The sequence below is a fragment of the Roseococcus sp. GW821-FHT12F05 genome (assembly GCF_058806835.1).
The window spans coordinates 76615-96761 of record NZ_JBXAQB010000018.1 but is presented as its reverse complement, the minus strand read 5'-3'; the positions used below and the strand labels follow the sequence as shown (position 1 = coordinate 96761).

Here is a 20147-nt window from a genome sequence, read left to right as displayed (position 1 = left end):
GTGATGCCGCGCCCGCGCGCCGGGCCTTAACTGGCGTCTTCGCCAAGGAGAGAACAGATGAGCCTTCCGTCCCGCCGCGATCTCGCAGTCCTGTCCGCCGTCACCGCTGTGGCCGGCGTGACCCTCGCCGGCTGCGCCGTCGAGGCGCAGGTGCCCTTCCCCAACCTCGTCGATGCCGAGATGCAGCTCAGCGCCGCGCTCGACTCGCTGCACCGCGCGCCCGACCGCTTCGGTGGCCACAAGGCCGAGGCCATCCGGCTGATCCGTGCCGCGCTGTCCGAGATCGAGCTGGCGAAGATCGCCTTCCGCTGATCACGGCGGGCCAGGCGCGCCGCTCCATGTCGCGGCGATCGATGGCCCGCCCATCCGGGCGCGGGATGGCCGGAACGGAGGACCGGAGATGAGTGACGCTGCCGCGGCCGGCCTGGCCCTGCCCGCCCCCGGGACGGGAAGCCAGCCCCGCCTCATCCTGGCCGGCATCGCCGGCAACGTGATGGAATGGTACGACTTCACGGTCTACGGCTACTTCGCCGTGGTGATCGGCCGGCAGTTCTTCCCCTCGGAGGACCCGGTCGCCTCGCTGCTCGCCTCCTTCGGCGCCTTCGCGGCGGGCTTCCTCGCCCGCCCCTTCGGCAGCCTCGTCTTCGGCCATATCGGCGACCGCTTCGGCCGCGGCCGGGCGCTCTGGCTCTCGGTGGCCGTGATGGCCGTGCCGACCTTGCTGCTCGGGCTGCTGCCGACCCATGCGCAGATCGGCGCGGCAGCCCCCCTGCTGCTGGTGGCGATGCGCCTTCTCCAGGGCCTGGCCGTCGGCGGCGAGAGCGGCACCTCCATGACCTTCCTCGTCGAGCAGGCCCGGCCGGGCCGCCGGGGCCTAACCGGGGCCTGGAGCCCCTTCGGCATCGGCTGCGGCGTGCTGCTGGGCTCGGCGGTGGGAGCCGTGTTCACGGGGCTGCTGGGCGAGGCCGCCGTCGAGGCCTGGGCCTGGCGGCTGCCCTTCGTGCTGGGCCTCGGGGTGGCGGGCTGCGGCCTCTACATCCGGCGCGGCCTGCCGGGCCTCGCGGAGCCGCCGCCCGCCTCCGTCTCCGCCTCGCCTGTCCCGGAGGCCTTCCGCACCCAATGGCGCGCCATCCTGCGCATTCTCGGCGTGAATGCCGTGCTCAGCGTCGGCTTCTACCTCTGCTTCATCTTCGTGGTGAGCTATCTCCAGCGGGTCGGGCATCTCGGGGCCGAGGCCGCGCTCGACATCAACACCCTCGCCATGGTGGCGATGCTCGCGGCGACGCTGGGTTCCGGCGCGCTGTCCGACCGGATCGGCCGCCGCCCGGTGCTGCTGGCCGCGGCCGGTGCACTGCTGGTCCTGGCCTGGCCGCTCTTCTGGCTCATGCACCATTCGGATCCCCGGCTGGCGCTGCTGGGGCAGATCGGCCTAGCCATCCCGATCGGCCTCTCCTCCGGCACGGTGCCGGCGATGATGGCCGAGCTGATGCCCCGCCGCCTCCGTTGCACTGGCCTGTCCTTCGCGCAGAATCTCGGCTTCGGCGTGCTCGGCGGCACCACGCCCATGGTTGCGACCTGGCTCATGTCGCGCAGCCAGGACGACCTCTCGCCGGCCTGGCTCCTGATGGCGGCCGCGGCTGTCTCGCTGCTCTCGACCTGGGGCCTGCGCGAGACGGCGCGCCTGCCCCTGGACTAAGGCCTGTGGGGAATTGGCCTCGGGCGTGCTCGGCGATGCTTTTCCGCGCCTGCCGCGTTGGGCTTGCCTGGCGATGAAACCGCATCGCCCACGCAAGCCCGCCTTGCAGCCACGAAAAATCACACGTCGATCACATCCCGGGGCCAAATCCCCACCGGCCCTAGGAAATGCCCTGGCTACGCCATCTCCGCCGAGCGGTCCCAGAGGTTGGGCACCGCGGCGTTGGTGTAGCCCGAGACGAAGCGCTTCCGGGCCGACGTCTCGGGGTCGAAGGTGTGGCGCTCGATCGCGCCGATATTGCCGCCGTAGACATGGATGGAAATGGATGGCCGGTCGGCGATCGCGTTCTCCACCCAGTGCACGTCCTCCTCGCCGGAGCCCACGCCCACCACCTCGCCGGGCTGCAGGTGGTCCACCTGGCCGGCGCGCATGGGCGCTCCGGGCATCGGGTGCATGGTGACGCTCACCTCGGCGCCGCGCAGCATGCCGACGAGGCCCCAGACCTTGTGATTGTGCACCGGCGTGCGCTGGCCGATGCCCCAGACGAAGCTGACCACGCTGAAGCGCTCGAGCGGGTCGCAGTGCAGCAGGTACTGCCGGTAGGTCGGGCCGGGCTCGGCCAGGGCCTCGGGCAGCCAGTCGTCCTGCGAGACGAGGCCCTTCAGCAGCGCGCCGCCCTCCTCCAGCCAGCGCGCCTCGGACGGCGTTTCGCCGGCGAGCCGCGTCATGTCCTGGATGAAGCCGCGCAGGCGGGAAATATTCGTCATGCTACCCCTCACCGAGCGCCCGCTTGGCCACGGCGGCAAGGAAGCCGGAGGCGGCGGGCAGGATGGCGTCGTTGAAATCATAGGCCGGGTGATGCAGCTCGCGGCCGCCCTCGGCCGGGCCGTTGCCGATCCAGACGAAGGCGCCGGGCACCTCGTCGAGGAACCAGGAGAAATCCTCGCCGGTCATGGCGGGCGGCAGGTCGCGGGTGACCTGGGTGACATCAGCGGCGGCGGCGGCGGCGGTCTCGCGCTCGGCCGGGTGGTTCGCCGTCACGGGCACGCCGCGGTGGAAATTGACCGTCGCCGAGAGGCCGAAGGTTATGGCCAGCCCCTGGGCGATCTCGCGCATGCGGGTCTCGATGATGTCGCCCACCGCATTGTCGAGCCAGCGGGCGGTGCCCTTCAGCACGGCGCGGGCCGGCACCTGGTTCTGCGCCTCGCCGGAGGCCGCCATGGTGATGCTGACCACGCCGGCCATCATCGGGTCCACGTTGCGGCCGACGATGGACTGCAGCGCCACGATGGCGTGGCCCGCGCCGATCATGGGGTCCTTGGTCATGTGCGGCAGCGCCGCGTGACCGGCATGGCCGTCGAAGGTGATGTCGAAGCGGGCGCCGGCGGCCATGACGGCGCGCTCATGCACCGCGACGGTGCCGGCGGCGAGGCCCGGCCAGTTGTGCCAGCCGAAGATGCGCTCCATCGGGAAGCGCTGGAACAGCCCGTCGGCGATCATCTTGCGGGCGCCGCCGCCGCCCTCCTCGGCCGGCTGGAAGACGAGGCGCACCGTGCCGGACCACGAGGTGTCGGCCTGCAGCAGGGCCGCGGCGCCGAGCAGCGCCGCGGTGTGGCCGTCGTGGCCACAGGCATGCATCACGCCCGGCTTGCGGCTGCGGTGCGGCAGGCTCTCGTCGGCCTCCTGGATCGGCAGCGCATCCATGTCGGCGCGCAGGCCCACGCTGCGGTTGCCGCCGAGCCCGCTCGCAGGCTTCCCCCCCTGGCGCCGGAGCGTGGCGACGACGCCGTGGCCGCCGATGTCGGTCTCGATCTCGGTGACGCCGAGCGACCTGAGCTTCTCCACCACGAAGGCTGCCGTCTCGCCCTCGTCCAGCGTCAGGCCCGGATTCTGGTGGAGGTGACGACGCCAGCCGGTGACGGTCGCATGAAGGTCTGGATTCATGGGGGGAGCCTAGGCTGAAATCGCCCGATGGGGTATCCAAAGCGGCGTGACGATTTTTGATCCAAGTCTTGCGGGGCGAATGTTAATCTCGTTAGACTGGGTTGTGTATCTATTGCGTTACCACCTTATGGTTGCAAACCGGCGAGCGACAGGGCAAATTTCATGAAATTCGCTGATATTGGACAGCAGCTGCGCGCCTATCGGATGGAATCGGGCATGCGGGCCGAGGAAATCGCCGCCCGACTCGGCGTCTCCCGCGCCGCCCTCTACCGCTACGAGAAGGGCGAGGTGATCAAGCTGGAGACCATCCGCCGGCTCGCGGAGCTGCTCAAGGTCTCGCCGCTCTCGCTGCTCGGCATCGGCATCGAGTATTTCGCCCGCCCCGCCGCCTTCCAGGAGCGGCTGCGCGGGCTGGAGGAGCAGGCCGACCAGATCTTGCTCGTCGGCGGCGCCTATTGCTGGCCCATCACCGGCGAGGCCATGGAAGGCGCGCTGGCCGAGGCCTGGACCCAGGCCATCCAGGCGGGGCCCGAGCGCGCGGCCGCCATCTCGCAGGTCGAGCAGGGGCTGGGCGCGCTGACCGCCCGCAAGCGCCTCTATGCCCAGAAGCGCCCGACCATGATCGCCGTGCTCGGCGAGACCGCGCTGCGCGGCATGCTGACCGAGGGCGTGGCGCCCGGCCTGAACATCCCCGAGGCCACCCGCACCCGCGCCCGCATCGCCGCCCAGCAGGAGGCGGAGCACATGGCCGCGCTGATGGAGAGCGTGCCGATCGGCCTGCAGCTCGGGCTCGCGACCGGCCCGCAGCCCGCCGCCCCCTTCATGGTGCTGCGCGGGCGCGACCGCGCGCATGTGGTGACCTCGCCCATCCCGGCGGACACGCCGCCCTCGGTCGCGGTCGGCGTGGCCGGCATCACGGCCGCCGAGGAGGCCGTAGCCGTCCACCAGCGCGTGGCCGAGGCGATGTGGCGCGATTCGATGAAGGGCGCCGAGGCCGCTTCCCGCCTGCGCGAGCTGGTGCGCGCCAGCCGGGGCTGACCCGGCGGATCCCGCCGGATTTGCGGTGATCCGCCTCCTCCTGCCATCCTCGCGGGGTCAGGAGACGGGCGGAATGGCGCAGCGACGACGGGTGGCGGGCTCCGGACCGCATGGCGGGGAACCTGCTCCTTGAACGACATCATCAACGCCTTTCTGCTGGTCTATGCCGGGCTCTTTCCGATCGTGAATCCGATCGGCGGAGCGCCGCTCTTCCTCGGCCTCACCGCCGCCTATCCCGACGCGGAGCGGCACCTGATCGCCCGGCGGGTGGCGATCAACAGCGCCCTGCTTCTGGCGGGGTCGATGTTCGTCGGCTCGCACCTGCTGGTGCTCTTCGGCATCACCCTGCCCGTCGTCCGCATCGCGGGCGGGCTGGTGCTGGTCGCCTTCGGCTGGAAGCTGCTGCATTCCGGCCTCGACATCGACGGCGCGCGCGCGGACAGCGCGGAGCACCGTCCGGGAGAGGTGGATTCCTTCTATCCGCTGACCCTGCCGCTCACCGTCGGCCCGGGATCGATCTCCGTCGCCATCGCGCTGGGCAGCCAGCGGCCCAGCGAGGCCGGCCTGGCCGCCATGGCGCTGCCAGCGGCCGCGGCGCTCGCCGGCATCCTGGCGATCGCGGCCACCGTCTATGTCTGCTACCGCTTCGCCGAGCCCCTGATCGCCCGCCTGGGCAAGAGCGGCACGAATGTCGTGGTGCGGCTCTCGGCCTTTCTGCTCCTGTGCATCGGCATCCAGATCCTGTGGACCGGCTACAGCTCGCTCGCCCTCGCGCCGCGTTGAGCCGTCAGCCGCCCGCCAGCAGCGCCGCCGGCCCGGCCTGGTGCAGGAAGCTCTGCAGCGCGGTGGGATGGATGGCCCACAGCCCGTGGAAGGGCGTCGCCACATCATAGGCGAGGAAGAGCACCGCGCCGGTGAAGCCCGAGAAGGCCGCGATCAGCACATGGGTCGAGCGGCGCGGCGGATAGGGCGCGAGGCAACCGCAGATGACGATCAGCCCGACGATCGAGGTGAACCAGAAGACCGGATGCGGCGCCGCATAGGCGTCGCCCTCCCGCCGCTGCCGCAGATCCTCCAGCTTCCAGGCGTTGCCCACCATCCGCGACAGGATCAGCTCCTGCCGCCGATCCGCCGGCTGCAGCCGCAGCACCGCCTCGATCAGGGCGCGCCAGCTCCGCCAGGCTTCGGTGCTGAGCCGGCCATGGGCGTTGAGCTCCGGCCAGTCGCCATGGACGACGTCGCGCGCGTAGCGCACGAGCAGCCGTTGCTCGGGCAGCGTCGCGTCCCCGCCGAAGCGCTCCAGGTCATAGAAGACGTTCGCCACCGTCACCGCCTCCTCGGCCACGAGCTGGCGCGCGTGCAGCTCGTTGCTCTTCACCTCGGCGAAGGCCAGCGCGACGATCAGCGCATGCAGGATGCCGATGCGCACGATGACCAGCGACGCAAGGTCGGCGCCCTCCTTGTCGGTCACCGGCCACAGGAAGCGCGCGAAACGGTAGATCGCCACGCCGAGGACGGCGGAGACGAGAATGGCGCCGAGAGCCGTAAGAGCGGAGGCGAGCATGGCGGAAAACCTGCTCCTGCCCGCCGCGTCGGCGCAAGCTATCCCCGCGCCAGCGGATGGTGTTCCTCGACCACCGCTCGCAGCCGTTCCTCCAGGACTCGGGTGTAGATCTGCGTCGTCGCGATGTCGGCATGGCCCAGCAGCGTCTGCAGCGCGCGCAGGTCGGCGCCGCGGGAGAGCAGATGCGTCGCGAAGGAGTGGCGCAACACGTGCGGGCTCACCTTGGCCGGGTCGAGCCCGCCCGCCAGGGCCGCCTGCTTCAGCAGCAGCCCCACCCCCTGCCGCGTCAGATGGCCGTTGGCGCCGCGCGAGGGCAGCAGCCACTTCCGGGCGGTCGCCCTGCCCTTCCCCAGCGGCTTCAGCGTCGCCTGCGCGGCCGCGGCGGCCTCGCGGGCGCGGCGCGAGATGGGGACCAGCCGCTCCTTCGAGCCTTTGCCGCGCACGGCGACCAGCGGCTCCTCGGCACGCAGCGTGCCGGCGGGCAGGGTAACGAGCTCCGTCACGCGCAGGCCCGAGGCGTAGAGCAGCTCGATCGCGGCGGTGGCGACGGCGGCCTGCGCCGCGGGCAGCTTCGCCGCGCCGGCGATGAGCTGGCCGACCTCCGCCTCGCTCAGCGCCTTGGGCAGCGGCGCCGGCGCCTTGGGGCTGTCCAGCAGCTCGGTGGGATCGTCCGCCCGCACGCCCTCGCGGGCGAGGAAGCGGTAGAACTGGCGGAGGGACGAGAGCCGCCGCGCCTGGGTGCGCGCGGAGAACCCGGCCTGGGTCGCGAGCCAGGCGCGCAGCTCCTCCGGCCCCGCCTGCGCGGCGCCCGCGCCGAGAAAGGCCAGCGCGTCCAGCAGGTCGGCGCGATAGGCGAGCAGCGTGTTGGGAGAGGCCCCGCGCTCGGCGGACATCATCTCCAGGAAGGCTTCGAGGTGATGGCTCACCGCACCTGGAAGCGGTCGTTGGGCAGGTTGCGCTCCACCGGCACCGTGTTCACCGCGGGCGGGAAGGCGCCGAGTGCGAGCAGGCCGAGCCCGCCGATCACGATCAGGATCAGCAGCAGCGTCAGAAAGGGCCGTCGGAACATGGTGGAAACGCGTCCCCTCGCGCGGATGGGAGGCTGTGCTACCGTTGCAGACCGTGTCACGCAACCTCGCACAGCCTGAAACCGCATCCACTGCGCCGCCACAAAGCCCCACGCGCCCGAGAGGCAGCGTCGTGCTGGTCGGCATGCCCGGCGCGGGAAAATCCTCCATCGGCCGGCGGCTCGCCGCGCGCTGGGGCATGCCCTTCCGCGACGCCGACGCCGAGATCGAGGCGGCCGCCGGCATCCCCGTCAGCGAGATCTTTGCCCGATACGGCGAGGGGCATTTCCGCGAAGGCGAGCGGCGGGTCATCGCCCGGCTGCTGACCTCGGGCGAGCCGGTGATCCTCGCCACCGGCGGCGGCGCCTTCGCCGATCCGCGCACGCGCCAGGCCGTGCGCGACTCGGGCGCGACCTCCGTCTGGCTGAAGTGCCGGCTTTCCACGCTCATGCGCCGCGTCGTCGGCCGCGAGCACCGGCCCATGTTCGTGAACGCCGATCCGCGCGAGGTGCTCGAGCGCCTGATGGCCGCGCGCCACCCCGCCTATGCCGAGGCCGATGTGACCCTTACCTGCTCCGACGAACATCCCGACGTGACGGCCCGCCGCGCCGCTGACGCCATCACCAGCTACCGCCCGCCCGAGCGGCTGCGCGTGGCGCTCTCGCGCAACGCCTACGACATCGTGATCGGCGAGGGCGTGCTGCGCCGCGCCGGCGCCGAGATGGCGCAGCGGCTAGAGGGGCGGCGCGTCGTCATCGTCAGCGACCAGTCGGTGGCGCCGCTGCACCTGCCGACGCTGCGCGAATCGCTGGCCGATGGCGGCTTCACCGTGGCGGCCGAGATCCTCGTGCCGCCGGGCGAGGCCAGCAAATCCTTCGCGCAGTTCGAGCGCGTGGTGGACCAGATCCTCTCCGCCAAGGCCGACCGGCGGCTGGCCGTGCTGGCGCTCGGCGGCGGCGTGGTGGGCGACCTCGCGGGCTATTGCGCGGCCTCGGTGCTGCGCGGGCTGCCCTTCGTGCAATGCCCGACGACGCTGCTGGCCCAGGTGGACAGCTCGGTCGGCGGCAAGACCGGCATCAACACGAGCCACGGCAAGAACCTGGTCGGCGCCTTCCATCAGCCGAAGCTGGTGCTGGCCGACACGGCCGTGCTGCGCACCCTGCCGGTCCGCGAGCTGCGCGCCGGCTGGGCCGAGGTCGCCAAGCACGGGCTGCTGGAAGGCCCGCTCTGGGAGTGGTGCGAGGCCGAGGGGCCGAATGCCATGCGGGGCGATCCGGCGGCGCTGGCCCATGCCGTGCTGGAGAGCTGCAAGCTGAAGTCGGCCGTCGTCACCGAGGACGAGTTCGAGACCAAGGCGGAGGGCGGCCGCGCGCTGCTCAACCTCGGCCACACCTTCGGCCATGCGCTGGAGGCCGAGTGCGGCTACAGCGGCCAGCTGCTGCATGGCGAGGCGGTGGCGATCGGGCTCGGGCTGGCGGTGGAGCTTTCGGCGCGCCTCGGCCTCTGCTCGCAGGAGATGCCGGGCCGGGTGCGCGAGCATCTGCGCGAGGTGGGGCTGCCGGTCCGTATCTCGGAGCTGCCGCGGCGTTTCTCCATCGAGCGGCTGCTCGCCCGCATGCGCGCCGACAAGAAGGCGCGCGATGGGGCCCTGCGCTTCGTGCTGCTGCGCGCGCCCGGCGACGTGTTCACCGAATCCGGCGTGACCGAGGATCTGGTCCGCGCCCTGCTGATCGAGGAAGGCTGCGAGCCATGAGCGAGACGAACCTCCAGGTCCTGCTGCGCCGCCGCCCGGTGGGCGAGCCGGTGCCCGACGATTTCCAGGTCGTCGAGACGCCGGTGCCGGTGGCGGGCGACGGCCAGGTGCTGGTGCGCGCGCGCTTCCTCAGCCTCGACCCCTACATGCGCGGCCGCATGAGCGACGCGAAGAGCTATTCCAAGCCCGTGGATATCGGCGGGGTGATGGAGGGGATGACGGTGGGCGAGGTCGTGGCATCCCACGATCCCGGCTTCGCGCCCGGCGACACGGTGATGGGCGGCTATGGCTGGCAGCGCTTCTGCGCCGTGGATGCCACGCGCCTCCGCAAGGTGGATGTCGGCGAGGCGCCGCTCTCCGCCAATCTCGGCGTGCTGGGGATGCCGGGGCTGACCGCCTGGGTGGGCCTCGAGGATATCGGCGAGCCGAAGCCCGGCGAGACGGTGGTGATCAGCGCGGCCTCGGGCGCGGTCGGCCAGGTGGCGGGGCAGATCGCCAAGGCGCGCGGGGCACGGGTGGTCGGCATCGCCGGTGGGGCGGCGAAATGCGCCTTCGTGACGGAGGAGCTCGGCTTCGACGCCTGCCTCGACCATCGCGGCGACCTGAATGCGCAGCTCGACACGGCCTGTCCGGAGGGGATCGACGTCTACTGGGAGAATGTCGGCGGGCACGTGCAGGAGGCGGTGTTTCCGAGATTCCGCGACTTCGGGCGCATGGTGATGTGCGGGATGATCGCGCAGTACAACCAGGCGCCGGGCGCCGACGCAGCCGGCGCGCCGCCGGGGCCGAACCTCGGGCCTGTGGTGCGGAAAAGGCTGCGGATCCAGGGATTCATCGTCAGCGACAAGGGCTGGCAGCGCTATCCGCAGTTCCGGGCGGTGATGCTTGGGCTGATGAATTCCGGGCAGATGGTGTGGAAGGAGGACGTGGTGAGCGGCCTCGCGAACGCGCCGGAGGCCTTCATCGGGCTGCTGAAGGGGAAGAACTTCGGCAAGCTGGTGATCGCGATCGACTGAAGGCGTTCACTCCGACCGGCGGAACGAGAAGGCGTCGGCCACCCGCTCCATGCCGATCCTCTCGTAGAAGCCCACGGCTTCGGGCACGGAGGTGAGGGTCACACTGACGCGCGGCCCGAGCTGCCGGCAGACCTCCGCCAGCAGGCCGCGCCCCACCCCAAGCCCCTGGACCGAGGCGGAGACGGCGAGCTCGGCGACGTAGCAGGACCACGCGAAATCCGTGATGCACCGCGCGGCACCGACCAACCTGCCATCCAACAGTCTGGCCGTCACGATCAGGTCGGCGCCCGATATCAGCGCCGCCATCCGCGCGGCATCGCCGAGCGGACGGTTCAGTCCAGGGCCGGATTCCGCCAGCACGCGGCGGAATTCCGAGACCTCCAGCCCCGGCTCGACGGCATAGATCACCTCGCTCATGCCCCGGCCGCCCGACGCAGCGCCGCCCGCGCCAGCAGCCGCGTGGAATCCAGCGTGGGCAGCGGCGAGTTCGCGTCGCTCATGATCAGCGGAATCTCCGTGCAGCCCAGCACCACCGCGTCGCAGCCTCCCTCCTTCATGCGGCTCATCACCTGCTGAAAATACGCCACAGCCTCCGGCGTGAAGCGCGAGCGCACCAGCTCCTCCATGATGATCCGGCCGATTTCGTCCCGCTCCTCGACCGCGGGACGCAGGTACTCCAGTCCGCGGGCCGAAAGCTTTTCCGGATAGACCTCACTGTCCACCAACCAGGTCGTCCCGGTGATGCCGATCCGGGAAAACCCGCGCCGCACCGCCTCTTCCGCCACCACCTCCGCGATGTGCAGCCAGGGCAGCGGCGAGCGCGGCAGCACGAAGCCCATCGCCTGGTGGATGGTGTTGTCCGGGCAGATGAGGACATCCGCCCCGGCCCGCGCCAGCTTCTCCGCCGAGGACAGCATCAGCCGCCCCACGCCCTCGATATCGCCGGCGTCCAGCGCGGCGACGTAGTCGGCCAGCGAGTGGGTGTGCATCGATACTTCCGGATGCCCATGCAGCCCGAAGAGCTCCGCGCCCTCCGCGCAGATGGTGCGGTAGCAAAGGGCCGCGCCCTCGGCCGAGCACCCGACGATCCCGATATGCTCGGCCATGTCCCCTCCCCCTGCGATGGCGAGGCATATGGGCGCACCGGGCGGATCGGCCTAGCCTAGGTGCATGAGGCGGCTTCCCCTGCGCTCCATCGAGGCCTTCGCCGTGGTCGCGCGGACGCTCAGCCTCGCCCGCGCCGCCGCCGAGATGGACCTAACCGTCCCCGCCCTGAGCCGTCGGATCCAGATGCTGGAGGAGGAGCTCGGCACCCGGCTCTTCCGGCGCCTGCCGCGCGGGCTCGAGCTCACCGCGTCCGGCGCCGCCTATGCCGCGCGGTTGCTCCCTGCCTGGGACGCGGTGCGCGCGGCGACCGAGGCGGTTCGCGCGCCCACCCGCCGCGCCGGGCTGAAGGTCAGCGTCATGCCGAGCTTCGCGGCCAATTGGCTCGTGCCGCGGCTGGCCCGCTTCCGCGGCCATGTGGAGATCGAGACCTCGTCCGAGCTGGTCGATCTCGCGGTGCGGCCCGATCTCGACTGCGCCATCCGCCTCGGCAAGGGACCCTGGGCCGGGCTGACCCACCAGCCCTTTCTGCCGGTCGATGCCTGCCCCGTCGCCAGCCCCGGCTTCCTGGCCGCCCGGCCCCTGTGCGAGCCGCGCGACCTTTTGCGCCATCCCCTGATCGGCACGGACCACCAGCCCGAATTCTGGAGCGAATGGTTCTCCGATGCGGGCCTCGACGCCGCCGGTTGCCGCTATCGGAGCTTCGACAACCTGCATCTCGTCTACGAGGCCTCCGCCTCCGGCATGGGGATCGCCCTCGGCCTCGAGCCGGTGGTGCGCCCCTTCCTGGACAGCGGCCGGCTGGTGCGGCTCTTCCCCTCGCAGCTCCGGCTGTCCCGCAGCTTCCAGCTGGTCCGCCGGCAGGGCGAAGGGCCGGGTGGGCGCTTCGCCCCCTTCCGCGACTGGCTCCTCGGCGAGGCCGCCGCGGCTTGAGTTTTCCGGAAGCCTCGCGGCCGACAATCGAATGGTCGCAGGCCCAGCCGCCTCCTAGCCTCCGCGCATGACCCGATACCGCCTCCATTACTTTCCGGAATCCGGCAACAGCTACAAGCTGGCGCTGATGCTGACCCTCTGCGGCCAGTCCTTCGAGCCGGTCTGGACCGATTTCGGCGGCGGCGTGACGCGCACCGCGGAATGGCGGCGCAGGGTGAATCCCATGGGCGAGATCCCCGTCCTCGAGGAGGACGGCGTCGCCCTCACCCAGACCGCGCCCATCTTGCTGCGCCTCGCCGAGCGCTACGGCCGCTTCCAGGGCGAGACCGAGGCCGAGCGCTTCGAGGTCCTGCGCTGGCTCTTCTGGGACAACCACAAGCTGACCGGCTTCATGGCCACCTACCGCTTCCGCCGAGCCTTCCTGCCCGCGGCCGAGCCCGAGGTGATGGCCTTCCTGAAGTCCCGCCTGGACGACTTCCTCGGCATCCTGGAACGGCACGTCGCGGACCATCCCTTCGCCATCGGCGAGCGGCCCACTGTCGCCGACCTCTCCATGTGCGCTTACCTCTCCTTTCCAAAGGAGGAGGCGGGCTACGACCTCGCCGCCAGCCATCCGGCGATCCATGCCTGGCTCGGGCGGATCGCCGCCCTGCCCGGCTGGAAACCGCCCTATGAGCTGCTGCCGGGCGCGCGCCTGCGCCACTACGTGTGATGCTCGGACGGGCCACGATCATCGCCTCGGTGGACGAGCCCGGTGAGGCCGAGGCGGCGGAGGCCTGGCTGGAGGCCGCGCGCAACCGCCTCACCCAGGTCTCGGACCAGCGCGGCTGCGGCTGCTGCGTGCTGATCTGGGACGTGGAAGGCCCGGCCGAGCTGATCGCGACCCTGCCGGAGGCCCTGCGCGGCCACAGCGACTGGAACCCGTGGCCCACGCCCGACCGGCCCGGCCTGCTGTCGCGCCTGTGCCGGTTCCTCCGAAGCTGAATCAGCTCACGCGCCGCGCCTCCAGCGCACCCCGCAGCGCGCGCACCTCGTCCTCCAGCGCTGCCAGCCTTTCGCCGACCGGGTCGATCTCCGTGGCCGGTAGGCCGTAGCCCACCGTCCCGCGCGGACCGTCCGGCCCGCTCGGCCGCGCGGGGATGCCGACCACCGTGACTCCGTCCGGCACCGAGGCCACCGCCACCGCATTGGCCCCCACCCGCGCGCCCCGCCCGACCGTGATCGGCCCCAGCACCTGCGCGCCCGCGCCGATCACCGCGCCGTCCAGCACGTCCGGGTGCCGCTTGCCGGGCTTCAGCGAGAGCCCGCCCAGCGTCACCCCGTGATAGATCGTCACGTCGTCGCCGATAACAGCGGTCTCGCCGATCACCACGCCCATGCCATGGTCGATAAAGAGCCGCCGGCCGATGCGCGCGCCCGGGTGGATCTCGATCCCCGTCAGCATGCGCCCGAGATGCGAGAAGAAGCGCCCCCAGCCTCGCAGTCCCCAACCCCACAGGGCATGTGCGACACGATGCCACAGCACCGCATGCAGGCCGGGATACGAGAAGATGACTTCGGGCCAGGAGGGCCGTGCCGGGTCGCGCTCGCGGATGGAGCGGCCGAGCTCGACGATCTCCAGCGTCATGCCAGCCAGGGCGGCACGGGCAGCCCCTTGGTGCGCAGAAACTCGGGGTTGAACAGCTTCGACTGGTAGCGTGACCCGCCGTCGCAGAGGATGGTCACGATGCGGTGCCCCGGCCCCATCTCCCGCGCCAGCTTCACCGCCGCCGCCACGTTGATGCCCGCGCTGCCGCCGACGCAGAGGCCCTCGTTCAGCGTCAGGTCGAAGATCTGCTCCAGCGCCTCGTTGTCCGTCACCTGCAGGGCGTCGTCGATCGGCGCGCCTTCCAGGTTCTCCGGCACGCGCGACTGGCCGATGCCCTCGGCGATGGAGCCGCCCTCGCTCATCACGGGCTCGCCGGACTTCTTCCAGGAATAGAGCGCGGAGCCCATCGGGTCGGCCAGCACGATGCGCGTGGTCGGGTCCGCCTCCTTCAATGCGAAGGCGACGCCGGCCAGCGTGCCGCCGGTGCCGCAGGCGCAGGTGAAGGCGTCCACGCGGCCGCCGGCCTGGCGCAGAATCTCGGCGCCGGTGGTCCGGCGATGGCCCTCGCGGTTGTCGAGATTGTCGAACTGGTTCGCCCAGATGGCGCTGCCGGGCTTCTGCGCGTTCATCTCCTCGGCCAGCCGGCGCGAGACGTGCACGTAGTTGCCGGGATCCTTGTAGGGCTTGGCCGGGATGAGGCGCAGGTCCGCGCCGATCATCCGGAGGAAGTCGATCTTCTCCTGGCTGTTCGTCTCCGGCATCACGATGATGCTGCGGTGTCCGAGCGCATTGCCCACGAGCGTGAGGCCGATGCCGGTGTTGCCCGCCGTGCCCTCGACGATGACGCCGCCGGGCTGCAGCTGTCCCTTGGCGATGGCGCCCTCGATGATGGCGAGCCCCGCGCGGTCCTTCACCGAGCCTCCGGGATTCATGAACTCCGCCTTGCCCAGGATCTCGCATCCCGTGGCGTCACTCGCCCGCGCGAGGCGGATGAGCGGGGTGTTGCCGATGGAGCCGAGCAGGCCGCGGGCGGGGGAGCTGTGCATGGCGTTCATATCGGCAGGATATCAGCCCGGTGCAGACGTGGAACAGGAAGAATTCCCGGAGCAATGCGTGAAGCGCAGGGGATGGATGCGAAAACCCCTGGCGATTCCGTGCGAAATCCACGTTGACCCCGGATGATCAAATCTCCATACCACGTGACATGATCGTATTTCACGCGGCAGGCCGGGCGCGATGTTTCGCAGGAACGCCTCGAAATTCCTGAACATCCCGCCCTGGAGCGAACCACCATGATCCGTCGTCAATTCCTCGCCTTGCCTGCTGCAGCCCTGGCCGCCCCCGCCCTGGCGCAGTCGGACCGCTCCATCCGCCTGATCGTCCCCGTCGCGCCCGGCGGCAGCCAGGACATCGTGGGCCGGCTGATCGCCCGCCATCTCGGCCCGGCGCTGGGCGCGCAGATCGTGGTCGAGAACCATCCGGGCGCCGGCAGCAACATCGGCTACGAGCTCGTCGCGCGGGCCCGGCCGGACGGGCTGACCCTGCTCGCCGGCTCGGACAGCCTGTCCATCAACAAGGGCCTGTTCCGCCGCCTCTCCTTCGATCCCGTCGACGATTTCGCGCCGATCGCCCAGGCGACCTCGGTGCCGCAGATCCTGGTGGTCCGCGCCGACTTCCCCGCCGCATCCTTCGCGGATTTCGTGGCCCGCAGCCGCACCAGCCCCGCCGCCGTCGGCACGCCGGGCAACGGCAGCCTCTCGCACCTGCTGATCGAGCTGGTCCAGCAGGCCACGGAGACGCGCTGGACCCACGTGCCCTATCGCGGCGGCGCGCTGGCGGTGAACGACCTGCTGGGCGGCTCGCTCCAGGGCGTGATGATCAACATCGGCGCGGTGACGCAGCACGTGCAGTCCGGCCGCCTGCGCGGCCTCGCCGTCTCGACCGGCACGCGCACGGCCGCGCTGCCCGAGGTGCCGACGCTGATCGAGGCCGGCCTCGCCGGCGTGGACGTCGCGGGCTGGCACGGGCTGGTGGCGCCCAAGGGCACCGACCCCGCGATCGTGACGCGCATCAACCAGGCCGTGGGCCAGGTGCTGAAACTCACCGAGGTGCGCGAGCGCCTCGCGGCGCTGGGCATCGACCCCGTGGACGAGAGCCCCGAGGCGCTGGCCACGAAGATCCGCGCCGACGCCGAGCGCTGGTCCCCAGTCATCCAGCGCGTCGGCATGCAGGCGGACTGACTGCCCTCAGGGCAGCGCCACAGCCGGCAGCACCACCAGCGCCTCCAGCCCGCCCTGGGGATGGTTGCGCAGGGTCAGCTCGCCGCCATGGGCGCGCACGATGCTGCGCGCCGAGGTGAGGCCGAGCCCCACCCCGCCCGTGCCCCGGTTGCGCGAGGCATCCAGCCGGTGGAACGGCTGGAACACCTCCTCCAGCGATTCCTCGGCGATGCCCTGCCCGTGGTCGCGGACCGTCACCCTCGCCTCCCCGGCGGTCATCCGCAGCGTGATGCCGGGCGGCGTGCCGTATTTGAGCGCATTGTCCACGAGGTTCGCGAAGACGCGCCGCAACGCGTGCGGCCGCCCCGGATGGGAGGCGTGGTCCGGCCCCTCGTAGCCCACCGCCTGGCCCTGGTCGCCGTAGTCGTCCACGAGGGACTTCAGCAACTCCGGCAGGTCGAAGCGCGTCGGCGGCTCCTGGGCGAAGTCGTCGCGGAAGAAGGCCAGCGCCGCATCGATCATCCCCTGCATCTCGTCCACGTCGCGGAACAGCTTGCGCTGCTGCACGGGGTCGTCGATCAGCTCTGCGCGCAGCCGCATCCGCGTGAGCGGCGTGCGCAGGTCGTGCGAGATGGCCGCCAGCATGGCCGTGCGGTCCTCCACGAAACGGCCGATCCGCTCCTGCATGGCGTTGAAGGCCTCGATCGTCTTGCGCAGCTCCACCGGGCCCGAGGGAACGATGGCCGGCGCCCGCGGGTCGGCGCCGAAGCGCTGCGCGCCCTGGGCCAGCCGCTCGATCGGGCGGACCAGCCCGCGTGCCATGAGAAGGGCACAGGACAGGAAGGCGATGTTGGCGATGATGAACTTCAACGCGAAGCGCCAACCGGGATCGAGGCCCCAGCGCCATTCGGGCGCCGTGAAGATCAGCCAGCTGCCGTCGATCAGCTCGATGCCCATGAAATAGGCCCGGCCGTCGCGGACCGGATCGCGCTCGAACCGCGCGGTCGCCATTTCGGAACTGTCGTAGTCCAGGAAGAAGATGCGGCGCTCCGCGTCTTCGAGCAGCGGCCGCAGCGCATTCAGGCCCTCCCGGAAATTCCGCTGGATGCGAGGGGTGATCTCAATGGGCTCAGGGCCGGGGTACCATTGCAGGTGGTACTCCGACGTCCCGGCCGCCTCTGCGATCGCGGCGCGGCTTCCGGCCGGCTGGGCCTCGACGATGCGCACGACCGTCGCGGCGCTATGCATCAGCCCCGTCTCGGTGACCGAGGGGCGCGCCCAGATACGAAAGCCGGCGACGTCCAGGAAAATCGCGTTGAGCATCATGGCCGCCATGATGGCAAGCACGATGCTGAGCGCCACGCGCCGGGCGATGGTGTCGCCCATCCAGCGGCGCAGGTTCACGCGCCCTCCGCCAGCGCGATCGTGACCGGCGCTGTCAGGATGTAGCCGCCGTTGCGCACGGTGCGGATCAGCAGCGGGTTCTTCGGGTCTGCCTCGAGCTTGCGGCGCAGCCGGCTGACCTGCACGTCGATGCTGCGGTCGAAGCTCGCATGGTTCGGGCCGCGCGCGAGGTCCATCAGCATGTCGCGGGTCAGCACGCGCTGCGGATGCTCGGCGAAGGTGAGCAGCAGCTCGAACTCGCCGCCCGAGAGGAAGACCAGCATGTTGTCCGCCGAGCGCAGCTCCCGCCGCGCGACGTCCAGCCGCCAGCAGCCGAAGCGCAGCACCGGGCGGGATGCCTGCGGCCGCGCCGGCGCCTCGCCCTCCGTGCGGCGCAGCACCGCGCGGATCCGCGCCAGCAGCTCGCGCGCGTTGAACGGCTTGGTGAGGTAGTCGTCGGCGCCGATCTCGAGACCCACCACGCGGTCGGCGTGGTCGCTCATGGAGGTCAGCATGATGACCGGCACGGCGGATTCCGCGCGGAGGCGCCGGCAGAGGCTGAAGCCGCTCTCGCCCTGCAGCATCACGTCGAGGACGACGACGCTGGCCGGCCGCGCGCCCAGCTCCGCGAACATCTCCGGCCCGCCCCGCGCGACCGCGACGGTGCAGCCGTGGCGCTTCAGGAACTCGGTCAGCAGGGCAAGGATGTCCTCGTCGTCGTCGACGATCAGGACATGAGGCAATCGCGTCATGCCGCCCTTCTACCGTCCCGGGCGGTCGCTGCGTATGTCCGGATTTCCATCGGATTGTTTCCGGCCGGACACATCATGTCCCGTCCGGCGCAACCGGCACATCATGCTGCAACGCGGCGCGTTCAGGGTCTGGCTGCCGAACAGGAGCCCCCCATGACCCCCAGCCTGCCCCACATCGCCTGCCTGTCCCTGGGCGTCCTCGCCCTGGCCGCCTGCTCCGCCACGCCGCCGCCGGCCGAGGCGCAGGAGGTCCACGACCCCGCCGAGGGCGTGAACCGGCAGATCTTCGCCGCGAACCAGTTCGTGGACCGCAACCTGCTGGCCCCCATCGCACGGACCTATCGCGACAACCTGCCGCAATCGGTCCGCAGCTCCGTCGGCAACTTCGCCGGGAACCTGCGTCAGCCGGTGGTGCTGACGAACGACCTGCTGCAGGGCAACGTCACCCGCGCCTGGACCACCACGCAGCGCTTCGTCGTGAACAGCACGGCCGGCGTCGGCGGGATCTTCGACGTGGCCGGAGGCCTCGGCCTGGAAGGGCACGACGCCGATTTCGGCCAGACGCTGGGCGTCTGGGGCGTGGGGCCGGGCCCCGCGGTGCAGCTGCCGCTCTTCGGCCCGAGCAATGTGCGCGATGCGACCGGAACCGTGATCGGCTTCGTCGCCAACCCGCTCTCCTACATCCCGGGCGGGGCCATGAGCGCGATCAGCGCGGTCGGCACGGGCGCCCGCACGGTGGACGGCCGCGCCAACCTGCTGGAGACGACCGACGCGCTGATGGCCAGCTCGCTCGACCCCTATGCCGCGATGCGCAGCGCCCAGGCCCAGCGAAGTGCGAGGCGGGTCGAGGAAGGCGTCCGCGGCACCCGCGCCCGCGTGGACATCAGCGTCGAGCCCGCGCCGCCGGGCCCTACTGACAGGTGATCCGCACGACCTCGGCGAGCTCGTTGTCCCGCATGGCAGGCCGACCGAGGAGCATCTGGGTGCCGAGGCCGATGGTGATCCTGCCGCCCGGCACGAGGCTGCGCGGCGTCGGCAGCGGCCGGTCGGTGAAGGCCGCGGTGACCACGAGCACGAAGGTCCGGGCCTGCCCGCCCGAATTGCGCAGCGTGACCGAATAGCTCGCCCGGACCCCGGGAGTGACCTGCTTCGGGAACGCCTCCGCCTGGATGACGCCGCCGCAATAGGTCGCCAGCTGGGCCCGCGCCGGCAGGGCGACGGCCGATGCAGCCAGGATCAGTCCGGTCATGGCGAGGTGGCGAAGCATCGGCAGCGAATCCCTTGGTCCGGTGACCATGACATTTCACCCGTCGCCCGCCAATCGCGCGCTTCGTCGCGTGTGTCGCCGCTCAGCCGCCGGCCGGGCAGGAGATGCGCGTCACCTGCGCGAGCCGGTCGCCCCGCAGCGGCGCCACGCCGGGCTGCCAGGCCTGGTAGCCGAGCTCGACCGTCACCGTGCCGCCGGCCGGGATGGTCCGCGGCGCGCCGGAAGGACGCTGGAACAGGCTCGCCGTCACCACCAGGACGAAGCTCCGCTCCCGGTCGAGGGCGTTGCGCAGCACCACCGCATAGCTGACGATCCCGCGCGGCGGCGGCTCGACCTCGGTCTCGAAGCGCTCGGCCAGCAGCGTGTCGCCGCACCAGGCGGCGGCCGGCGTCCCGGCCCGCGCGGCGCCCATGATCGAAGCGGCGAGGACAAGGCCAGGAACCAGTCCCCGCATCAGAGGCAGGCGATCCGCGTGACCTGCGCAAGCTGGTCGCCCCGCAGCGGCGCCACCCCGGGCAGGTTCGGCGAGTAGCCCAGCGCCACGCTCATCGTCGCGCTGGCCCGGATGGTCTGCGTCGTCGGCGGCGGCCGGCCGAGGAAGCTCCCCATGACGGTGAGCCGGAAGCTCTGGTTCTGGCCGCGCATGTTGCGCAGCAGGACCGAGTAGCGCGCGCGGCGGACGGGTCCGGGCGCGACGCTGGTGGAGAAGCGCTCGGCCACGATGGCGCCGTTGCACCAGCTCGCCTCGTAGGCGAAGGCCGGGACCGCCGACAGGGTCGTGAGGACGAGGCCCGTGAGGGCGATGTGCCGAAGCATGCGCGAA

The 20147-nt window shown here is 71.3% G+C and carries 25 protein-coding genes; 11 read left to right on the top strand and 14 right to left on the bottom strand.

The genetic code is table 11. The features are described 5' to 3' along the window. Positions 1-57: 57 nt before the first annotated feature. On the top strand, positions 58-312 hold the full coding sequence (locus tag AC1ROY_RS29800) for a hypothetical protein (protein ID WP_493152574.1): 255 nt from the start codon (positions 58-60) through the stop codon (positions 310-312). A gap of 88 nt (positions 313-400) precedes the next feature. Beyond that, entirely contained in the window at positions 401-1696 is a 1296-nt protein-coding gene (locus AC1ROY_RS29795; protein WP_493152573.1) for an MFS transporter, read from the top strand. Between the two features lie 176 nt (positions 1697-1872). Here AC1ROY_RS29795 and AC1ROY_RS29790 read toward each other — a convergent pair whose 3' ends face one another. Next, on the bottom strand, positions 1873-2463 hold the full coding sequence (locus tag AC1ROY_RS29790; protein ID WP_493152572.1) for a cysteine dioxygenase family protein: 591 nt from the start codon (positions 2461-2463) through the stop codon (positions 1873-1875). 1 nt (position 2464) lies between these two features. Then, a complete protein-coding gene (locus tag AC1ROY_RS29785) occupies positions 2465-3640 on the bottom strand; it encodes an amidohydrolase (protein ID WP_493152571.1) in 1176 nt (391 codons plus the stop codon). A gap of 162 nt (positions 3641-3802) precedes the next feature. Here AC1ROY_RS29785 and AC1ROY_RS29780 point away from each other — a divergent pair, with 162 nt between their 5' ends. Both AC1ROY_RS29780 and AC1ROY_RS29775 read left to right on the top strand, forming a co-directional pair. Then, positions 3803-4678, top strand: a complete 876-nt coding sequence (locus AC1ROY_RS29780; protein WP_493152570.1) for a helix-turn-helix domain-containing protein — start codon at positions 3803-3805, stop codon at positions 4676-4678. A 129-nt stretch (positions 4679-4807) separates the two neighbouring features. Beyond that, on the top strand, positions 4808-5461 hold the full coding sequence (locus AC1ROY_RS29775) for a MarC family protein (protein ID WP_493152569.1): 654 nt from the start codon (positions 4808-4810) through the stop codon (positions 5459-5461). 4 nt (positions 5462-5465) lie between these two features. On the opposite strand, the gene AC1ROY_RS29770 is transcribed toward AC1ROY_RS29775, so the two are convergent. Genes AC1ROY_RS29770 through AC1ROY_RS29760 form a run of 3 tightly spaced genes read right to left on the bottom strand, consistent with a single transcriptional unit; the run spans position 5466 to position 7311 of the window. Then, complete coding sequence (locus AC1ROY_RS29770; protein ID WP_493152568.1) at positions 5466-6242, bottom strand: bestrophin-like domain; 777 nt, start codon at positions 6240-6242, stop codon at positions 5466-5468. Positions 6243-6280: 38 nt separating this feature from the next. Further along, complete coding sequence (locus AC1ROY_RS29765; RefSeq protein ID WP_493152567.1) at positions 6281-7168, bottom strand: tyrosine recombinase; 888 nt, start codon at positions 7166-7168, stop codon at positions 6281-6283. Continuing rightward, complete coding sequence (locus tag AC1ROY_RS29760) at positions 7165-7311, bottom strand: hypothetical protein (protein WP_493152566.1); 147 nt, start codon at positions 7309-7311, stop codon at positions 7165-7167. Before AC1ROY_RS29760 ends, AC1ROY_RS29765 begins: the two co-directional genes overlap by 4 nt. Positions 7312-7346: 35 nt before the next feature. On the opposite strand from AC1ROY_RS29760, the gene aroB reads away from it, so the two are divergent. Further along, positions 7347-9062: a 3-dehydroquinate synthase gene (aroB, locus tag AC1ROY_RS29755; RefSeq protein ID WP_493152565.1), complete on the top strand. Its 1716-nt coding sequence runs from the start codon at positions 7347-7349 to the stop codon at positions 9060-9062. After that, a complete protein-coding gene (locus tag AC1ROY_RS29750) occupies positions 9059-10078 on the top strand; it encodes an NADP-dependent oxidoreductase (RefSeq protein ID WP_493152564.1) in 1020 nt (339 codons plus the stop codon). The genes aroB and AC1ROY_RS29750 overlap by 4 nt, the downstream gene beginning before the upstream one ends. A gap of 6 nt (positions 10079-10084) precedes the next feature. On the opposite strand, the gene AC1ROY_RS29745 is transcribed toward AC1ROY_RS29750, so the two are convergent. Together AC1ROY_RS29745 and AC1ROY_RS29740 are read right to left on the bottom strand one after the other, a co-directional pair. Next, positions 10085-10495 carry a GNAT family N-acetyltransferase gene (locus AC1ROY_RS29745; protein WP_493152563.1) on the bottom strand — a complete coding sequence of 137 codons (411 nt, stop codon included), beginning with the start codon at positions 10493-10495 and terminating at the stop codon, positions 10085-10087. After that, positions 10492-11184 (bottom strand): aspartate/glutamate racemase family protein, encoded by a 693-nt coding sequence (locus AC1ROY_RS29740; protein WP_493152562.1) that lies wholly within the window; start codon positions 11182-11184, stop codon positions 10492-10494. The genes AC1ROY_RS29745 and AC1ROY_RS29740 overlap by 4 nt, the downstream gene beginning before the upstream one ends. Before the next feature lie 64 nt (positions 11185-11248). On the opposite strand from AC1ROY_RS29740, the gene AC1ROY_RS29735 reads away from it, so the two are divergent. The 3 genes from AC1ROY_RS29735 to AC1ROY_RS29725 all read left to right on the top strand — a co-directional run bounded on the left by AC1ROY_RS29735 (position 11249) and on the right by AC1ROY_RS29725 (position 13099). Then, complete coding sequence (locus tag AC1ROY_RS29735; RefSeq protein WP_493152561.1) at positions 11249-12115, top strand: LysR substrate-binding domain-containing protein; 867 nt, start codon at positions 11249-11251, stop codon at positions 12113-12115. Between the two features lie 67 nt (positions 12116-12182). Then, on the top strand, positions 12183-12827 hold the full coding sequence (locus AC1ROY_RS29730) for a glutathione S-transferase family protein (protein WP_493152560.1): 645 nt from the start codon (positions 12183-12185) through the stop codon (positions 12825-12827). After that, positions 12827-13099, top strand: coding sequence for a hypothetical protein (locus AC1ROY_RS29725; RefSeq protein ID WP_493152559.1), 273 nt, complete (start codon positions 12827-12829; stop codon positions 13097-13099). The genes AC1ROY_RS29730 and AC1ROY_RS29725 overlap by 1 nt, the downstream gene beginning before the upstream one ends. A 1-nt stretch (position 13100) precedes the next feature. Here AC1ROY_RS29725 and cysE read toward each other — a convergent pair whose 3' ends face one another. After that, a complete protein-coding gene (gene cysE / locus AC1ROY_RS29720; RefSeq protein WP_493152558.1) occupies positions 13101-13742 on the bottom strand; it encodes a serine O-acetyltransferase in 642 nt (213 codons plus the stop codon). After that, positions 13739-14749: a cysteine synthase A gene (locus AC1ROY_RS29715; RefSeq protein ID WP_493152557.1), complete on the bottom strand. Its 1011-nt coding sequence runs from the start codon at positions 14747-14749 to the stop codon at positions 13739-13741. Before AC1ROY_RS29715 ends, cysE begins: the two co-directional genes overlap by 4 nt. Before the next feature lie 246 nt (positions 14750-14995). On the opposite strand from AC1ROY_RS29715, the gene AC1ROY_RS29710 reads away from it, so the two are divergent. After that, a complete protein-coding gene (locus tag AC1ROY_RS29710) occupies positions 14996-15943 on the top strand; it encodes a Bug family tripartite tricarboxylate transporter substrate binding protein (RefSeq protein ID WP_493152556.1) in 948 nt (315 codons plus the stop codon). A gap of 6 nt (positions 15944-15949) precedes the next feature. Here the strand turns inward: AC1ROY_RS29710 and AC1ROY_RS29705 are convergent, their stop codons facing one another. After that, positions 15950-17326, bottom strand: a complete 1377-nt coding sequence (locus AC1ROY_RS29705; protein ID WP_493152555.1) for an ATP-binding protein — start codon at positions 17324-17326, stop codon at positions 15950-15952. Continuing rightward, positions 17323-18057, bottom strand: a complete 735-nt coding sequence (locus tag AC1ROY_RS29700) for a response regulator (protein WP_493152554.1) — start codon at positions 18055-18057, stop codon at positions 17323-17325. The genes AC1ROY_RS29705 and AC1ROY_RS29700 overlap by 4 nt, the downstream gene beginning before the upstream one ends. Before the next feature lie 153 nt (positions 18058-18210). Here AC1ROY_RS29700 and AC1ROY_RS29695 point away from each other — a divergent pair, with 153 nt between their 5' ends. After that, positions 18211-18981 (top strand): MlaA family lipoprotein, encoded by a 771-nt coding sequence (locus AC1ROY_RS29695; RefSeq protein WP_493152553.1) that lies wholly within the window; start codon positions 18211-18213, stop codon positions 18979-18981. On the opposite strand, the gene AC1ROY_RS29690 is transcribed toward AC1ROY_RS29695, so the two are convergent. The 3 genes from AC1ROY_RS29690 to AC1ROY_RS29680 all read right to left on the bottom strand — a co-directional run bounded on the left by AC1ROY_RS29690 (position 18968) and on the right by AC1ROY_RS29680 (position 20140). Beyond that, positions 18968-19324 (bottom strand): hypothetical protein, encoded by a 357-nt coding sequence (locus AC1ROY_RS29690; RefSeq protein WP_493152552.1) that lies wholly within the window; start codon positions 19322-19324, stop codon positions 18968-18970. The genes AC1ROY_RS29695 and AC1ROY_RS29690 overlap by 14 nt on opposite strands. Positions 19325-19406: 82 nt before the next feature. Then, positions 19407-19778 carry a hypothetical protein gene (locus tag AC1ROY_RS29685; protein WP_493152551.1) on the bottom strand — a complete coding sequence of 124 codons (372 nt, stop codon included), beginning with the start codon at positions 19776-19778 and terminating at the stop codon, positions 19407-19409. Beyond that, complete coding sequence (locus AC1ROY_RS29680) at positions 19778-20140, bottom strand: hypothetical protein (RefSeq protein WP_493152550.1); 363 nt, start codon at positions 20138-20140, stop codon at positions 19778-19780. The genes AC1ROY_RS29685 and AC1ROY_RS29680 overlap by 1 nt, the downstream gene beginning before the upstream one ends. Between the last annotated feature and the right edge of the window lie 7 nt (positions 20141-20147).

Bases quoted from the DNA above. Each gene is read 5' to 3' on its own strand.
- AC1ROY_RS29745 (WP_493152563.1), bottom strand. From the start codon at position 10,495: ATGAGCGAGGTGATCTATGCCGTCGAGCCGGGGCTGGAGGTCTCGGAA.
- AC1ROY_RS29735 (WP_493152561.1), top strand. From the start codon at position 11,249: ATGAGGCGGCTTCCCCTGCGCTCCATCGAGGCCTTCGCCGTGGTCGCG.
- AC1ROY_RS29750 (WP_493152564.1), top strand. From the start codon at position 9,059: ATGAGCGAGACGAACCTCCAGGTCCTGCTGCGCCGCCGCCCGGTGGGC.
- AC1ROY_RS29710 (WP_493152556.1), top strand. From the start codon at position 14,996: ATGATCCGTCGTCAATTCCTCGCCTTGCCTGCTGCAGCCCTGGCCGCC.
- AC1ROY_RS29740 (WP_493152562.1), bottom strand. From the start codon at position 11,184: ATGGCCGAGCATATCGGGATCGTCGGGTGCTCGGCCGAGGGCGCGGCC.
- AC1ROY_RS29795 (WP_493152573.1), top strand. From the start codon at position 401: ATGAGTGACGCTGCCGCGGCCGGCCTGGCCCTGCCCGCCCCCGGGACG.
- AC1ROY_RS29680 (WP_493152550.1), bottom strand. From the start codon at position 20,140: ATGCTTCGGCACATCGCCCTCACGGGCCTCGTCCTCACGACCCTGTCG.
- AC1ROY_RS29715 (WP_493152557.1), bottom strand. From the start codon at position 14,749: ATGCACAGCTCCCCCGCCCGCGGCCTGCTCGGCTCCATCGGCAACACC.
- AC1ROY_RS29790 (WP_493152572.1), bottom strand. From the start codon at position 2,463: ATGACGAATATTTCCCGCCTGCGCGGCTTCATCCAGGACATGACGCGG.
- AC1ROY_RS29695 (WP_493152553.1), top strand. From the start codon at position 18,211: ATGACCCCCAGCCTGCCCCACATCGCCTGCCTGTCCCTGGGCGTCCTC.
- AC1ROY_RS29780 (WP_493152570.1), top strand. From the start codon at position 3,803: ATGAAATTCGCTGATATTGGACAGCAGCTGCGCGCCTATCGGATGGAA.
- AC1ROY_RS29685 (WP_493152551.1), bottom strand. From the start codon at position 19,778: ATGCGGGGACTGGTTCCTGGCCTTGTCCTCGCCGCTTCGATCATGGGC.
- AC1ROY_RS29690 (WP_493152552.1), bottom strand. From the start codon at position 19,324: ATGCTTCGCCACCTCGCCATGACCGGACTGATCCTGGCTGCATCGGCC.
- AC1ROY_RS29730 (WP_493152560.1), top strand. From the start codon at position 12,183: ATGACCCGATACCGCCTCCATTACTTTCCGGAATCCGGCAACAGCTAC.
- AC1ROY_RS29800 (WP_493152574.1), top strand. From the start codon at position 58: ATGAGCCTTCCGTCCCGCCGCGATCTCGCAGTCCTGTCCGCCGTCACC.
- AC1ROY_RS29700 (WP_493152554.1), bottom strand. From the start codon at position 18,057: ATGACGCGATTGCCTCATGTCCTGATCGTCGACGACGACGAGGACATC.
- AC1ROY_RS29770 (WP_493152568.1), bottom strand. From the start codon at position 6,242: ATGCTCGCCTCCGCTCTTACGGCTCTCGGCGCCATTCTCGTCTCCGCC.
- cysE (WP_493152558.1), bottom strand. From the start codon at position 13,742: ATGACGCTGGAGATCGTCGAGCTCGGCCGCTCCATCCGCGAGCGCGAC.
- AC1ROY_RS29725 (WP_493152559.1), top strand. From the start codon at position 12,827: ATGCTCGGACGGGCCACGATCATCGCCTCGGTGGACGAGCCCGGTGAG.
- AC1ROY_RS29760 (WP_493152566.1), bottom strand. From the start codon at position 7,311: ATGTTCCGACGGCCCTTTCTGACGCTGCTGCTGATCCTGATCGTGATC.
- AC1ROY_RS29785 (WP_493152571.1), bottom strand. From the start codon at position 3,640: ATGAATCCAGACCTTCATGCGACCGTCACCGGCTGGCGTCGTCACCTC.